Annotated in this window: 18 protein-coding genes; 4 read left to right on the plus strand and 14 right to left on the minus strand. The window is 62.2% G+C overall.

Going from position 1 to position 14,623, the window contains the following annotated elements; all coding sequences use genetic code 11:
* The first annotated feature begins 14 nt into the window (after positions 1-14).
* Positions 15-734 carry a 16S rRNA (uracil(1498)-N(3))-methyltransferase gene (locus tag AB9N64_RS15745; RefSeq protein WP_014720301.1) on the plus strand — a complete coding sequence of 240 codons (720 nt, stop codon included), beginning with the start codon at positions 15-17 and terminating at the stop codon, positions 732-734.
* Positions 735-869: 135 nt separating this feature from the next.
* Here AB9N64_RS15745 and AB9N64_RS15750 read toward each other — a convergent pair whose 3' ends face one another.
* From AB9N64_RS15750 to AB9N64_RS15760, 3 genes are read right to left on the minus strand one after another with little or no spacing between them, the layout of a single operon-like run.
* On the minus strand, positions 870-1,772 hold the full coding sequence (locus AB9N64_RS15750; protein ID WP_020301902.1) for a transporter substrate-binding domain-containing protein: 903 nt from the start codon (positions 1,770-1,772) through the stop codon (positions 870-872).
* Positions 1,773-1,797: 25 nt separating this feature from the next.
* On the minus strand, positions 1,798-2,148 hold the full coding sequence (locus tag AB9N64_RS15755; RefSeq protein WP_014720303.1) for a RidA family protein: 351 nt from the start codon (positions 2,146-2,148) through the stop codon (positions 1,798-1,800).
* 10 nt (positions 2,149-2,158) lie between these two features.
* On the minus strand, positions 2,159-3,400 hold the full coding sequence (locus AB9N64_RS15760) for a D-amino acid dehydrogenase (protein WP_191949074.1): 1,242 nt from the start codon (positions 3,398-3,400) through the stop codon (positions 2,159-2,161).
* Positions 3,401-3,508: 108 nt separating this feature from the next.
* On the opposite strand from AB9N64_RS15760, the gene AB9N64_RS15765 reads away from it, so the two are divergent.
* Complete coding sequence (locus AB9N64_RS15765; protein ID WP_058410812.1) at positions 3,509-4,411, plus strand: LysR family transcriptional regulator; 903 nt, start codon at positions 3,509-3,511, stop codon at positions 4,409-4,411.
* Positions 4,412-4,428: 17 nt separating this feature from the next.
* Here the strand turns inward: AB9N64_RS15765 and AB9N64_RS15770 are convergent, their stop codons facing one another.
* Positions 4,429-5,046, minus strand: a complete 618-nt coding sequence (locus tag AB9N64_RS15770) for a hemolysin III family protein (RefSeq protein ID WP_014720306.1) — start codon at positions 5,044-5,046, stop codon at positions 4,429-4,431.
* 144 nt (positions 5,047-5,190) lie between these two features.
* Between AB9N64_RS15770 and AB9N64_RS15775 the strand changes: the two genes are divergently transcribed.
* Positions 5,191-6,105 (plus strand): LysR substrate-binding domain-containing protein, encoded by a 915-nt coding sequence (locus AB9N64_RS15775; protein ID WP_020301906.1) that lies wholly within the window; start codon positions 5,191-5,193, stop codon positions 6,103-6,105.
* Between the two features lie 84 nt (positions 6,106-6,189).
* Here AB9N64_RS15775 and madM read toward each other — a convergent pair whose 3' ends face one another.
* The 10 genes from madM to AB9N64_RS15825 form a co-directional block, all read right to left on the minus strand.
* On the minus strand, positions 6,190-6,954 hold the full coding sequence (gene madM, locus AB9N64_RS15780) for a malonate transporter subunit MadM (RefSeq protein WP_003195023.1): 765 nt from the start codon (positions 6,952-6,954) through the stop codon (positions 6,190-6,192).
* Between the two features lie 5 nt (positions 6,955-6,959).
* Positions 6,960-7,352: a malonate transporter subunit MadL gene (gene madL / locus AB9N64_RS15785; protein ID WP_019817741.1), complete on the minus strand. Its 393-nt coding sequence runs from the start codon at positions 7,350-7,352 to the stop codon at positions 6,960-6,962.
* A 67-nt stretch (positions 7,353-7,419) separates the two neighbouring features.
* Positions 7,420-8,319 (minus strand): malonate decarboxylase subunit epsilon, encoded by a 900-nt coding sequence (gene mdcH / locus AB9N64_RS15790; protein WP_058410813.1) that lies wholly within the window; start codon positions 8,317-8,319, stop codon positions 7,420-7,422.
* Complete coding sequence (locus AB9N64_RS15795) at positions 8,316-8,912, minus strand: malonate decarboxylase holo-ACP synthase (protein ID WP_019817743.1); 597 nt, start codon at positions 8,910-8,912, stop codon at positions 8,316-8,318. Before AB9N64_RS15795 ends, mdcH begins: the two co-directional genes overlap by 4 nt.
* Positions 8,906-9,676: a biotin-independent malonate decarboxylase subunit gamma gene (gene mdcE / locus AB9N64_RS15800; RefSeq protein ID WP_038451835.1), complete on the minus strand. Its 771-nt coding sequence runs from the start codon at positions 9,674-9,676 to the stop codon at positions 8,906-8,908. Before mdcE ends, AB9N64_RS15795 begins: the two co-directional genes overlap by 7 nt.
* Complete coding sequence (locus tag AB9N64_RS15805; RefSeq protein ID WP_371359513.1) at positions 9,673-10,515, minus strand: biotin-independent malonate decarboxylase subunit beta; 843 nt, start codon at positions 10,513-10,515, stop codon at positions 9,673-9,675. The genes mdcE and AB9N64_RS15805 overlap by 4 nt, the downstream gene beginning before the upstream one ends.
* Positions 10,508-10,807 carry a malonate decarboxylase subunit delta gene (locus AB9N64_RS15810; protein WP_014720312.1) on the minus strand — a complete coding sequence of 100 codons (300 nt, stop codon included), beginning with the start codon at positions 10,805-10,807 and terminating at the stop codon, positions 10,508-10,510. Before AB9N64_RS15810 ends, AB9N64_RS15805 begins: the two co-directional genes overlap by 8 nt.
* Positions 10,807-11,640: a triphosphoribosyl-dephospho-CoA synthase gene (locus AB9N64_RS15815; RefSeq protein ID WP_014720313.1), complete on the minus strand. Its 834-nt coding sequence runs from the start codon at positions 11,638-11,640 to the stop codon at positions 10,807-10,809. Before AB9N64_RS15815 ends, AB9N64_RS15810 begins: the two co-directional genes overlap by 1 nt.
* Complete coding sequence (gene mdcA, locus AB9N64_RS15820) at positions 11,641-13,311, minus strand: malonate decarboxylase subunit alpha (RefSeq protein WP_019817746.1); 1,671 nt, start codon at positions 13,309-13,311, stop codon at positions 11,641-11,643.
* A 245-nt stretch (positions 13,312-13,556) separates the two neighbouring features.
* Complete coding sequence (locus tag AB9N64_RS15825; RefSeq protein ID WP_014720315.1) at positions 13,557-13,796, minus strand: DUF6124 family protein; 240 nt, start codon at positions 13,794-13,796, stop codon at positions 13,557-13,559.
* A gap of 434 nt (positions 13,797-14,230) precedes the next feature.
* Here AB9N64_RS15825 and AB9N64_RS15830 point away from each other — a divergent pair, with 434 nt between their 5' ends.
* Entirely contained in the window at positions 14,231-14,518 is a 288-nt protein-coding gene (locus tag AB9N64_RS15830; RefSeq protein WP_014720316.1) for a HigA family addiction module antitoxin, read from the plus strand.
* The last annotated feature ends 105 nt before the right edge of the window (positions 14,519-14,623 follow it).

The raw sequence follows: 14,623 nt of genomic DNA on the forward strand, positions 1-14,623 counted from the left end.
TTCAGAGAACAGAAATGAGACTGTCCCGCTTTTTCACCGACACCCCGCTGAGCCTCGGCGATCACGAACTGCCCGAAGCCCAGGCGCATTACATCAGCCGTGTGTTGCGCATGGGTGAAGGCGATGCCGTGCAACTGTTCGACGGCTCTGGCCAGGAGTTTAGTGGCACCTTGCTGGAAGTCGGTAAAAAACGCGTCACCGTGCAACTCACCGATAGCTTTGCCGGCCAAGCCGAATCGCCCCTGCATATTCACCTCGGCCAGGGCCTGTCCCGGGGCGAGCGCATGGACTGGGCGATCCAGAAGGCCACTGAATTGGGCGTCAACGCGATCACACCGATCTTCAGCGACCGCTGCGAGGTACGCCTCAAGGACGAACGCGCCGACAAGCGCTTGCTGCACTGGCGCCAGGTGGCAATCAGCGCGTGCGAGCAATGTGGGCGCTCAACGGTGCCGGTGATTCACCCTCCGCTCTTGCTGGCAGACTGGCTCAAGCAAACCGAGGCGGACTTGAAGCTGGTGCTGCACCCGGTGGCAGAGCCGATGATCAGCCACGCCAAGCCATCGAGCCTGGCGTTCTTGATCGGTCCCGAAGGGGGGCTCACCGATAATGAAGTCGCGACCGCCCAAGACGCCGGCTACCACGCCGCTCGCCTCGGCCCGCGGGTGTTGCGTACCGAGACCGCCCCCGTCGTCGCACTCTCCGTCGCCCAACAACTCTGGGGCGACTTCTAACCTCCCCCTGTAAACCCAATCAACTGTGGGAGCTGGCTTGCCTGCGATAGCGGTGTTTCAGGCAGTTAATTTACAACTGACAGACCGCTATCGCAGGCAAGCCAGCTCCTACAGTTTTATCGGGTTACCCAAGGCTTACTCCACTGGGTCACTCACCGGCTTGGCGATGATCGCTTTCAACTCGCTGGTCATCGGGAACTCCAGGTTCAAGCCCTTGGGCGGAATCGGCTGCTCGAACCAGCGCTGGTAAATCCCGTTGATCTCTCCCGAGCGGTACAGCTCGCCCAGGGTTTCGTTGACCACCGCGAGAAACTGCGGGTCATCCTTGCGCACCATGCAGCTGTAGATCTCCCGCGACTGCTCCTCGCCGACCACCACCCAGTGATGCGGGTCCTTGGCCTTGGCACGCTCGCCGTAGAGCAACGCGTCGTCCATATAGAACGCTACGGCCCGGCCAGTCTCGAGCATCTTGAACGCTTCGCCATGGTCCTTGGCGCTGATCACGAACATATTGGCTTTGTGTTCAGCGTTATAACTTTTGAGGAAGCGCTCATTGGTGGTGCCGGCAGTGGTCACCACATTTTTGCCCGCTAGGTCGGCAAAGCCTTTGATCCCGCTGTCCTTGGCCGTCAGCAACTGGCCTTTTACGTAGATAAACCCGTAGGAGAACGCCACTTGCTTCTGCCGTTCAGCCGTCACGCCGGTTGAGCCGCATTCCAGATCGACAGTGCCGTTCTGCACCAGCGGGATGCGGGTTTGGGACGTCACCAGGTTGTATTTCACCTTGAGGTCGCCCACTGAGGTTTTCTGCTGGATACGCTCGACAATCTTGTTTGCCAGGTCCACCGAGTAGCCCATCGGTTTACCACTGCTATCCCCCACGTAGGAAAACGGCACCGACGCATCGCGGTAGCCCAGGGTGATGGACTTGGCGCTGGCGATCTTGCTCAAAGTGCCCGCCAGCGGCGCTTCGGTTGCATGCGCCTGCGCGCCCCACAAAAGGCCCAGGGTGCAGCCGGTCAACAGGATCTTTTTCATTGTTATTCTCCGTTGGTCTTTGAGGTTATTTACGTACTGCAATCACGCTGATTTCCACCAGCACACTCGGCCGCGCCAGCTCTGCTTGCAAGGTAGTGCGCGTGGGCGCCATGCCTGGCGAGAGCCATGCGGACCAGACATCATTCATCGGTGCAAAACCGGCACCGATGTCCTTCAGGTAAATCGTGGCGTTGAGTAAGTGATCCTTATCGCTGCCCGCCTCGGCCAACAGCGCGTCGATCCTGGCCAGCACTTGCCGGGTCTGAGTAGCCACATCCAGGCCGTCGCCCGGTACCTGGCCCGAAAGGAACACCAGGTCCTTGAACGTCACGGCGCCGCTGAGTCGTTCGTTGCTATTGATTCGGGTAATGGTCATGGCTGCATCCTCAAGCGGCGCGGGGCGTCAGGCCCTGCATATCAATGGAAGGGGGGCGCTGGTCGATCAGCTCGGCCAGCAGTTGGCCGCTGCCGCAGGCCAGGGTGAAGCCCAGTGCGCCATGCCCCAGGTTCAGCCACAGGTTGCGGTAGGCGCTGGCACCGATCAATGGCACGCCCGTCGGTGTTGCCGGGCGCATACCGGCCCATTCGACCGCCTGGGTGTAGTCACCGGCCAAAGGAAACGTTTCCAGCGCCTGACGCTTTATCAACGCCAGGCGCTTGGGCTCAAGACGCGCATCAAAGCCGACAATATCCACCATGGCCGCGATCCGCAGTTGCTCACCTATGCGTGCATAGACGATCTTGCGGTCGTAGTCGGTGATGCTTACGTTCGGTGCTTTGTGCTGCTCGCCGATCGGCACGCTCAGGCTGTAGCCCTTGAGCGGATACAGCGCCAGCGACAAGCGCGGCAATGGCAGCTCGGCACTGCGATGCCCGGCAGCCAATACCAGTTGATCGACCGGCATCACTTCATGGCCCAACTCGATGGCCTGCACCGCACCGTCGGCGTGACGAACCCCGGTAACCTTGCGCCCCAGCAAAAATGTGCAACGCCCGGACGCTTCCAACCTGGCGGCCAGGCGTTGGCAAAAGGCATGACAGTCCGCAACTTCTTCACTGGGCGTATAGATGCCTCCGACAAAATCCCGCGCCGCCAAGGAAGGTTCCAGGCGCTGGCAGTCGGCCATCGACAGTACCTGCTGCTGCAGGATGTCTGTGACGTTGGCGCGCGCACGCTCAAAGGTCCCGGCATTACGGAAGGTCACCAGCTTGCCGTTGCACCGCCAGTCGAAGCCGTCCAGCCGATCGTCGACACGCCATTGCTGCAAGGTGCCTTGGCTCAGGCTCGCCAGCCGCAGCAAGTGGGCAGCGTTGCGCTTGTTCACCGAGCCCCGGCATGCGCCGACGAATGCAGCCATCCAGCGCCATTGCCGGGGGTCGAGGCGAGGGCGCAGTTTGAGCGGAGAGTCCCCACGCAACAGCCACCCCATCGCCTGCAGCGGCACGCCCGCGTCGGCCAGCGGTGCAACATAGCGATAGGACAGCTGCCCACCGTTGGCGAAACTGGTTTCGCTCCCCAGGGTGTCACGGGCGTCTATCACCGTGACCTCGTGGCCTGCCCGCACCAGTGCGTAAGCACTGGCCAGGCCGATGACCCCACCACCGATGATGCAAACCTGCCTCGCCATCCCAGCCCCCGACCGTTGATTAACTGAAGGCCAAGCGTAGGCGCAGGTGACAGGCCACCGACAATGAATAAAGATGGGTCACCTATAAACAAAGGTTATGGACCTGCCATGCGCTTGCGTCATATCGAAATCTTCCAGGCCATTCGCCAGACTGGCTCGATCAGTGCCGCCGCGCAGTTGCTGCACGTCTCACAACCGGCGGTGACCAAAGTGTTGCAGCACGCCGAATTGCAGCTGGGCTTTGCGCTGTTTCTGCGTGTACGCGGCAAATTGCAACCCACGCCGGAAGCCCTGGCGCTGGAACGCGAAGTCGAGAAAGTCACCGAGAGCTTGCAAGGTGTACGGCGCCTGGCCAAGAGCCTGCGCCGCGCCCCAGGGCAAAGCGTACGCATTGGTGCGATACCCGCGCTGGCCCTGTCGCTGCTGCCTCCAGCGATTCTGGAATGGAAGCGCGAATACCCCGACATGGCTTGCGAGCTGTCCAGCGACCATAGCCGTGAGCTGGTCCAGAAGCTGTTAATGCGCGAAATCGACCTGGCGCTGACCCTCAATTTTTCCGGACATCCGGGGTTGACCACACAGGTGCTGGCCAATGGCGTGCTGGTTGCATTGGCGTCCAAGGGCTATTGGTCGGCGGCTGAAATCAACCGGCCATTGCCACTGAGCGAACTGGCGGGCGCGCCATTGATCGGGCTCTCCAGTGCCGATCCGCTGGCGACCAAGCTGGACAGCTACCTGGAGAACGTTGATCCACCGCCACGGGTGACCATCTCGGTGCAAACCTATTCCCTGGCCCGGGCGATGGTGGAGTCCGGCGCCGGCTTGACGGTGATCGACCCCTTTACCGCCCTCGGCGCATCGACGGCCACCACCTGTATCCGCACCCTCACGCCCCCCCTGCCGATCACCCTCTACGCCCTGACCCGCGGCGATGAGCCACCGCCGCATATGCTGGCCAAGCTGCTGCAGATTTTCGGCAATCGTGCCCGTGAGTTGCTCGAGCGCCTTTAAAGAGCAGCCACCAGCATTCACAGCACGTAATGCATGATCGCCACAAAATGCAGGAGGCTGCCGCCAATCACAAACAAATGCCAGATGCCATGGGAATGACGCAGGCGATCTTCCAGGGCAAAAAAGATGATGCCCACGGTGTACAACACCCCACCCGCGGCCAACCAGATAAACCCTGCCGTGCCCAGCGCCGCGATCAGCGGCTTGACCGCCACCAGCACGATCCAGCCCATTACCGCGTAGATCACGATGGACAGAATCCGAGCCTCCGAGCGCGGCTTGATCTCTTGCAGGATGCCAATCACCGCCAGCCCCCACACGATCCCGAACAGCGTCCAGCCCCACAGCCCGCGCAGGCTTACCAGGCAGAACGGTGTGTAGCTGCCGGCGATCAACAGGTAGATCGAGAAGTGATCGACCTTCTGCATGATCTCTTTTCGCCGCCCCCGCACGCTGTGGTACACCGTCGACGCGCTGTACAGCACCATCAGGGTAAAACCATAAATCGCCACGCTGACGATTTTCCAGGGGCTGCCGTCCAGGCTCGCCACCACCAACATCCACACGGCGCCAATACACGCCGCGACTGCACCGAGCAAATGGCTCCAGGCGTTGAACCGTTCCCCGTGATACATCTATCGTTGACCTCCCCTCACCGTTGACGACTGTCGGCAAGCCTCCAGCCTTGCGTATCAGAGTGCAAGCGGCGTGTGACGTTCCAGCGACGAGGGCCGCGTTTGCAGGCACAATCGAGCGCAATCGAACAAGAGCCCAAGGCCATGCTGATCGACGAAGAATTCACCCTCAAGAAGCTGGAGATCTTCCTGGCGTTCATGCGCACCGGCAACCTGGCCCGCGCGGCCGCCGAGTTGCAAACCAGCAATGTCAGCGTGCACCGCGCCATTCACTCCCTGGAAAGTGCCCTGCGCTGCCCGCTGTTCAAACACGAGGGGCGCAACCTCACCCCGCTGGAAAGCGCCTACGTGCTCGAAGAGCGTGCGCAGAAACTGGTGGCTGATGTGGTCGACAGCGTGCGCCTGACCCGCGAAGCCGCCGGGTTCTCGGCCGAACGCTTCAAGCTCGGCTCGCTGTATTCGCTGACGGTCAAGACCGTGCCGCAGTTGATCATGGGTCTGAAAATCAGGCGCAGCGAACTCAATATCGACCTGATCCTGGGCTCCAACTTCGACCTGCTCTACAAGCTCAAGAACATGGAGGTGGACGCGATCCTCATCTCTCTCGACGAACACGCCCACGACCCCGACTGCGAGCAAATCGCGCTGTTCAGCGATGACATCTTCCTCGCCACCCCGGCCGATTCGCCCCTGGACCGAGATCAGGAAATCGACCTGGCCGACGTGCGCGATGCCACCTTCATCACCCTCACGCAGGGCTTCGCCACGCATCAGGACGGCAACCGGGTGTTCCATCAGGCCGGGTTCGAGCCGAAGGTTGCGATGCAGGTGAACGATATCTTCACCTTGCTGAGCATGGTCAGCTCGGGGGTGGGTTATGCACTGCTGCCGGGGCGAATTGCAGCGGTGTATGAGAACCGCGTGAAGCTGATACCGCTGCAACCCAGGTATCGGTTGCAGCAGCAGATCGGTGTGGTGTTTTTGAAAGCCAAGGAGCGCGACCCGAACCTGCTGGCGTTGTTGGCAGAGTGTCGGATGTATGCCAATCGCCAGGTTTGAGGCCGCCATCGCAGGCAAGCCAGCTCCCACAGGTGATCTCGGTCCCCTGTGGGAGCTGGCTTGCCTGCGATGAGGCCCGACCTGTCAGCCCACCAACCCACGCATCAGCAAAAACAACAACGACGGCCCCAACAAACACCCCAGCGCCGTATAGAACGCCGCCGTCAAACACCCATAAGGCACCAGCTTCGGATCAGTCGCCGCCAGGCCGCCCGCCACACCGCTGGAGGTGCCCATCAAGCCACCGAAGATCACCGCACTGCGTGGGTTGTTCAGCCCGATCAGCGGCGCTACGAACGGCGTCATCACCATCACCAGAATGGCCTTGATCAACCCCGCGGCAATGGACAGCGCCATCACCTCGGAGCTGGCCCCAATCGCCGCACCGGTCACCGGGCCGACGATATAGGTCACGGCCCCGGCACCGATGGTGGTGAGGCTCACCGCATCGGTGTACCCGAACGCCATCGCCACCCCGACCCCTGCAACGAACGACGAGCCCACGCCGACAAACAGCGCCAGTACACCCACGTAGCCGGCGCGTTTGAGCTCATCGACACTCACACCAAACGCCGTGGCGACAATGGCAAAGTCCCGCAACATCGCACCACCGAGCAGGCCGATGCCTGACAACAATGGAATATCCACCACGCCCTTGGAACCACCGGTAAACGCACCGCCCACATACGACAGCGCCAACCCCAGCAGAATGGCAATAGCCGAACCATGCAGGCGGCCCTTGGTGAAGGTATCGGAGATCCAATAAGACACCCACATGGTCAGGCCGATCACGGCAAAACCACTGATCAAGCCGTAGCCGGTGATCACTTTCATCATCGATTCGTACATGGCGATCACCCGGCTTCTTTGGTGGGAACAGGAGCAACCGGCTCGCGGTTACCGATACGCACCAGCACGGGCACCAGGGCAAAGCCGAGCACCACGGCGAGGGTCCCGGCCAGAATCGCCATAGGCCCACCGCTGATGGCGCCATACACGTTTTGCTGGGCAGCCATCGCCACCACAATCGGGATATACACCGCCGCCCAGAAACTCACGCCTTGCTCTGACTTGCCGGTAAACAGGCCGCGTTTGCTCAGGTAGCTGCCCAGGCCGATCAACAGCAGCATGGCAATACCCACCCCGCCGACGTTGGCCGGGATACCCAACAGCTTGCCCAGCAGTTCACCCACCAACAGCCCTGCCAACGTGCAGAACGCCAAAAAAGCCACACCGTAGATAATCATGGTTGTTGTCCTCAAAGTGCTCGTTCGAAATTGTTGTTTTTGTGCTTCGAAAGCCTCGGGTACTGCGTTATCGGTGGCGGCGCTCCTCCTCTTGCAGCAGGGCCTGCAAGGTGTCCAGGCGGGCGCCTTCGCAGGCGATCACCGTGCCTTGTTCAAAAACACGGCGTGACAGACCGGTGAGCACCGCGCCCGGAGGCAGTTCGATTTGCAGTCGCACACCGCGCTCGTAGGCGCTCTGCACCGTGCCGCGCCAATCGACAACGCGGCACATATTGAAGGCCAGGTCGTCACGCAGTTGTTCGGGGTTGTGGATAGGTCGCGCGCGGGTGCTGCTCAGGTAAGTGATGCGCGGCGCCTTGAGTGGGACGAAGGCTTGGAACAGCGCCTGGGCGGGTTGCTCCAGCAACGGGCAGTGAGACGGCACGCTGACCGCCAAGCGCTTGGCGACACCGTTGCCTTTGATGCGCTCGGCAACCCGCTTCATCCCCTCGTTGCTGCCGGCGATGACGGTCTGGTTATCGGCATTGATATTGGCCAGGTACACCGGCGTTTGCGCGTTGTGGATATCCGCCAGCAGCGCTTCGACACTGGAGAGATCAGGGCCGATCAGCGCCGTCATGCCATAGCCCTGTGGATAAGCCTGCTGCATCAACTCGCCACGCAGGCTGACCAGTTTTATCGCATCAGCAAAACCCAGGGAGCCGGCGATCACCGCAGCCGGGTAGGCGCCGATGGACAGGCCCGCCACGTAATCCGGCGTGCACGCCAATTGCCGGGCATGGGCCACGCCGGCGATCAACAGGCACAGTTGCACAGCCCGCGTCGATTCCAGCGCCTGCGCCGAGTCGAGCAGACGAACGTCTTCACCCAGGGCATCACTGGCCTCTTGCAGAATGTCGGCCGGCAGCCCCTGGAGCATGCCGCTGCGTTGGGCGCCCTGCCCCGGAAACACCAGAAGGCTGCTCATGCCACGGTCTGCCAAGGGTCGAGCACAAGGTGCGCACCGCTGACGGTCTTGAGCAGTACACGGCGTGAGGGCCCGGCCCATTCGCGCAAGGCGACGGCGCCGAACGGGGTTTGCAGTTGCAGGTCGACGGCGCAGGGCGCGGTGTCCAGGATCGCCAACAACGCTTGCGCCTCGCTACGACCTAAAGGATTGGGCGTGCACAGAATCAAATCCAGGTCACTGTTGGCATGCAGCGCTTCAATGCCACTGGCCAATTCAAACCCGGCACTGCCGCTGACGCCCCAGTCTTGCTGCGCCAGCACCGGCCGCAGTTGATCGAGGGCCCGCAGCGCCGGTAAATCCCGTGGTGAGAGCACCTCGCGCAAGGCTTGCGGTACCACCCGCCGATGCACCGCCGCCACGGGCATCCGGGCGGCAAAACGCTGCTCACGCAAACGCCCACGCACACCGACCGCCACATGGTCCGGCTCGGCGATGGCACGCCGCACCACCACCGGATGCCCGGCACGGATCGCCTCCCGCACCCAGACCGGGGCATCGGCAGGCAGATGCGCCAGGGTCATGCCCCAGAGCAAGTCGTGGGCGTTCACCATTGCTCCCGCAACAGCTGGCGCACATGGCTGGAGGCGGCTCGGTTGGTGGCGCCGAGGCGTGAACTCAAGTCGGTACTGCCGATATCCTTGACCGCCTGCACCAGGCAATCGCTGACCCGCGCCACGTCATCCGCCGTGGGTTGTTCAATCCGGGTGACTGACAACGTCTCCCACAGCAATCCCAGGCTGGCATAGCTGTCGATGTCATAGGCCATCGGCGGCACGCTGGCGGCCAGGGTTTCCAATTCTTCGACGCTGCGCAAGGTCACCCGGGCGGCCGAGGCTTTGCCCATGGCATGCACCATCACGCCGGGGTCGCGCAGGGCAATCAGGCGATTGGCCTGGTAGCCGTGGGCGAGGAACGCCCCCGACATGGCCTTGCCCACCAGCAGGGCGATCACCGGGTGGCCGGCAAGCCGAGCGCGTGCGTAGCTGTCAGCCGCGGCGGCCAGGGCCTGATGAATGCCCAGGGCTTCTTCGCGGCGGCCATAGGCTTGGCTGGGTACGTCGACGATAGCGATGATAGGACGCTTGTCACCCCGGGCGATGGCTTCGTCCACCACCTTGGCCAAGCCCCAGCCTTCCAGCAGGCCGACTTCGCCATTGCGGGCGCGGGGGAAGCGGTTGTGCGGGTCGGGAACCACGGCGATATAGCGCACCGCCTGTTCACCCAATACTCCATCCGCCACTTTCAATGAGCCCGGCAAACCTTCCACCGGCGTTGCGTTGGCGCTCAACGCGTTGAACCACTGCAAGCCTCTCATGAGCGTTCTCCCTCATACAGCGCGCGAACAGTGGCCGGCTCGATTTGCGCGCTCGCGTCCAGTTCGGCCAGGCGTGCCAGGTAAAAATCAGCGCGCCGGCTACGCGGTTGTGCGGGTACACCTTGCTGCAACAGTGTGCTGACGGTCTGCTGGATCTGCGCCACATCGTCCGCCACATAACGGTCGGCCAAGCCGCTGTTGAAGCGTTGCTCGCCACCGGTAAGGCTCCAGATAAAGGGGCGGTCACGGGAGTCGTATTCCTCCAGGCCAGCCTCCTGCTCAATCACCTGCGGGCCATTCAAGCCCAGGCGTGCTTCGCGAGTGACCACCAGGTAGCTGCACAAGCCAGCCGCAATGGACATGCCCCCAAAGCAACCGACACTGCCGGCCACCACGCCGATCACTGGCTGATACTGGCGCAGGTCGACAATCGCCGCGTGAATGTCGGCAATGGCGGCCAGGCCCAGGTTGGCTTCCTGCAAGCGCACCCCACCGGTTTCCAACAGCAACACGGCGCAGGTGGGGATGCCGTTGCGGTTGTCTTCGGCGGCCAGCTCCAAGGCGCCCGCGATTTTCGCACCGCCAACTTCACCCAGGCTGCCGCCCTGGAAATTACCTTCGATCGCGGCAATCACCACAGGCTTGGCGCCGATGCTGCCCTTGGCGATCACCACACCGTCATCGGCCTGGGGCACCACGCCTTGGCGGCTGAGCCACGGCGACATGACCCGCTGGAACGGGTCGATCAACTCGCGGAAGGTGCCTGCATCCAACAGCGCCTTGGCGCGCTGGCGGGCACCGAGTTCCACAAAGCTGTGTTTAGCGAGTAGGTCAGTCATGGCCGATCTCCTCGAAACCTTGCTCCAGGCGCAAGCGCACCACACCGGGTGTGGCACCGAAGTCGTGGATATCAATGTTCAGGGCCGGTGGCGTCTGCTCCTGGAAGATGCGTTCGAACAGGTGCTGCCAGCGTTGCTGCGCGCCATTGACCGAGGTTTGCACCTGGATGGTCAAGGTGCCGGGCGTGCCCGGCTCCAGCAGCACTTCCAGGTCGCCCGAGCCGACGCAACCCACCAGCGCACGGCCTTTGGGGGGCTGCCCGGCGGGGAATTCAAAGGACAAGGTTTCCATCACAACGCTCCGTCGAGGCGGTCGATAAACAGGCAGGCGGCCAACAGGTCGGCGGCGCCACCGGGGGAGGCATTCAAGGCCAGCAGTTGCAGGTCCAGCTCATGCAGTTGGCGGCGTCCGGCCAGGGTTGCGCTGCCACCGGCGTCGAGCACGGCCTGGGCGCCCTGTTGCATGGTGGCCAGGCCTTCGGTACCGGCGCGGTAGAGCACGCAGGTGTCTGCCAGGTCCGTCATGATCGCCAGCAAAGCATCCAGGCGGGCGTTCTGCTCACCGGCGTTTTCGCGGCGGCTCTTGTGCAGTTGCGGCAGGCCGCGTTGAATCACCGAAGGGAAGCCGAGCTGGGCTTCTTCACGGGCACCGCGTGCGCCGTAGCGCTGCGCAACCTGGGCCCCATGGCTCATGGGCTGCGGGGCGAAGCGGTCGTTGAGCAGGGCCAGCTTGGCGGCGGTCAGGGTTATGGCACGGGGCTCCAAGGCCGCCGCAGCGGCGAGCAACCCCAGCGCCCAGATCGCACCGCGATGGGTGTTCACGCCCTGGGTAGTGGCGAGCATGGCCTGCTCGCCTTCCCGGCCAATACGCCCGAGCGCCTCGCGCAGGGGCAGGCCGACTTCGCCGATGTCGAGCGCGGCCTCGGCCATTTCCTTGAACATCGGCCACAGCGACAGCGCCGAGGCGTGCATCAGCCCCAGGTGCAAATCGCTGTGGGCGCCGTTGCCGCGCCGGTCTACCAGAGCGGGTTTGGGCGACAAATCCGCTTCGTCGATCAGCGCATCCACGGCCATATCCGCCAGGCGATCGGTCAGGCTCAGTTCATGCTGTTTGAGCGCGCGCATTTACCAGCTCCTGAATTTGGCGGGCGGGTTGTAGAGGCCACCAGACCAGTCCACCAGGTCGGCCACGCTCTTGGCGGCCAACAACTCGCGGGTGGCGTCGGTGCGGCGAATACCCAAGTCTTCGGGCAAGGCAATCAAGCCTTCGCGGCGCATACGCGCAGTGTCCTTGGGGTTGTGGCGCATACCGATGGCGGTCACCCCGGCGACGGCGGCGATCATTGCCTGGCGTTCTTCCAGGGAGCGCGCCTTGTACAGGTAGGCGATGCCTTCTTCGGTGAGCAAGTGGGTGACGTCGTCGCCGTAGATCATGATGGGCGCCAGGGGCATGCCGCTTTTGCGGGCCACTTCCACTGCGTCCAAGGTGTCGACAAAGGTCGGTTTGCCGCCTTCCTGGAAGGTCTCGACCATTTGCACCACGAGTTTTTTGCCGCGTTCAAGCAAGGCTTCGGGGGCATCGTCGTGGCGCATATCCAGCCAGGCCGGTGTGCCATGACGGCGGCCGCGTGGGTCGTGGCCCATGTTCGGCGCGCCACCGAAACCGGCGAGGCGGCCACGGGTCACGGTGCTGGAATGCCCGTCGCCATCCACTTGCAGGGTGGCGCCGATAAACAGGTCCACGGCGTATTGGCCGGCGAGTTGGCAGAACATGCGGTTGGAGCGCATGGAGCCATCGCGGCCGGTGAAGAACACATCCGGGCGTGCGGCAATGTAGTTTTCCATGCCCAGTTCGGTGCCGAAGCAATGCACACTCTCCACCCAACCGCTTTCAATCGCCGGGATCAATGTGGGGTGCGGGTTGAGGGTCCAGTTGCGGCAGATCTTGCCTTTCAGACCCAGGGATTCGCCGTAGGTGGGCAGGATCAATTCGATGGCAGCAGTGTTGAAGCCGATGCCATGGTTGAGCGACTGCACATTGTGTTTTTCGTAGATGCCACGGATCGCCATCATCGCCATCAACACATGCACCGGCTTGATATGGCGCGGGTCGCGGGTGAACAGCGGCTCGATGTAGAACGGCTTGTCGGCCACCACCACGAAATCCACCCAACTGGCGGGAATGTCGACGCGAGGCAAGTCGGTAACGTCGTCCACCAACTGGTTGACCTGCACGATGACGATGCCATCGCTGAAGGCAGCGGGTTCGATCAGCGCCGGGGTGTCTTCGGTGCTGGCGCCGGTGTAGATATTGCCGGCGCGGTCAGCCATGAAGCCGGCAGAAAGCACCACGTTGGGGATCAGGTCCACCACCAGCCGGGCGTAAAGTTCGATGTAGGTGTGGATCGCGCCGATTTCCAGCAGGCCGTCTTCCAGCAACTGGCTGATGCGCAGGGATTGGGTGCCGGCGAAGGAGAAATCGAGCTTGCGAGCGATGCCCTTTTCAAACAGGTCCAAGTGCTCGGAACGCCCGACGCTGGGCATGATCATGTGCAAATCGTGGAGCTTGGCCGGGTCGGCCTTGGCCAGGGAGCGCGAAAGGAAGTCGGCCTGCTTCTGGTTGTTGCCCTCCAGCACCACGCGGTCGCCGGGAAGGATCAAGGCTTCAAGGGCCTCGACGATCTTGTCACTGGGCAACACCGCCCCGTCTGCATACTGTTTGACCAGCCCGAGCCGCCGCTGCTTCTCGTCGCGCCGCCGCGTCCAGCGCGAGTCGGGGGTGATGGTTGTTGTCATGGTCGCTCCACGGGGGGTTGCTGTCGTGGGGCTAACCTTAGGAGTGAAGCGCAAAGGCATCAATCAAGCTGGAGGACGAACCGTTACGCCTGGAGTAACGAAGATCAAACTGTGGGAGCTGGCTTGCCTGCGATAGCTGTAGGTCAGCTACTGAGATGTTGACTGACAGGCCGCTATCGCAGGCAAGCCAGCTCCCACATGGGTCGGTGGTGTTGGTTAGATAGCGGTCCCTGATTGGGGCCGTTTCAAGAAGCTGGGGACGGGCTGACTTGCTCCAATGCGCTCTCGATCAGCAACTGCCCCAACTCGGCCATTTGCTGGATCCCCAGCATGATGGCGCGCTGGGAAGTGTCCAGGTCGAAGGCCAGGTTGCAGGTGAGCGCATTGAGCGAGGACAGGGTTTCGCTGGCATTGACCAGCAGGGTTTCGTTGTCTTGGTGGGGGTTTACGGTGAAAAGGGGTGGATTGGGCGTAGGTTTGACCATGACTTACAGCTCCGATATGTGATGGAGCTACCCTCTTCCGCTTGCACGCGACTCAAGGTGGCAGCTGTACGCAGGTGTGCAAGACCGGGCATATCGGACCCCGGCAGACTCCGAAGAATCTCCCACGCACAGCCGCCATAACGAGTACAGCAGGCATAAAAAACGCCCGTTGAATGGCTATGGGCGTTGGTGCGCCGACATGTAACCGGACCTGCACGTCCGTGTCAGCGTTTTTTGCGATGACGGGACGAAGACTAGGCGTGCGGACCTCTCACCACTAGTTCATGCACGGCCCAAAATCTTGCAGGAAAAATCCGAAGCCTTTTATGTCGAAGGGCATGCAGGAAGTTTCATACAGCGTTTTGGGGTTGTTGCTTGGAACTGGTCCTTCTAGCCTTCGCGGTTGAATGCCCATAGTCGAAGGACGCACCAACATGCCGATGCACAACCCACCTCACCCAGGTGAAATTTTACTTGAGGACGTTATCCCAGCCTTGGGTATCACCATTACCGAGATGGCGCGACGCCTTGGTTTCGCCCGTCAGACTTTTTCAAGGATCCTGCATGGCCACGCCCCGGTCAGCCCGGACCTTGCCGTTCGGTTGGAACGGGCTGGCGTGAGTAAAGCCCAGTTATGGTTGTCGATGCAAAGTGCCTACGACTTATGGCAGGCCGAGCACCGGGAGCAGCCAGTGATTGAACGGTTTGCGCGGATTGATTGAGACCTGGAGATGAGCGCAGCTCAGTGTGGGAGCTGGCTTGCCTGCGATGGCGGTGGGTCAGTGCTTGATGCAGTGACAGAAACACCGCTATCGCAGGCAAGCCAG

This window comes from Pseudomonas sp. KT_2_4 (assembly GCF_041410225.1).
Classification (GTDB): domain Bacteria; phylum Pseudomonadota; class Gammaproteobacteria; order Pseudomonadales; family Pseudomonadaceae; genus Aquipseudomonas; species Aquipseudomonas paracarnis.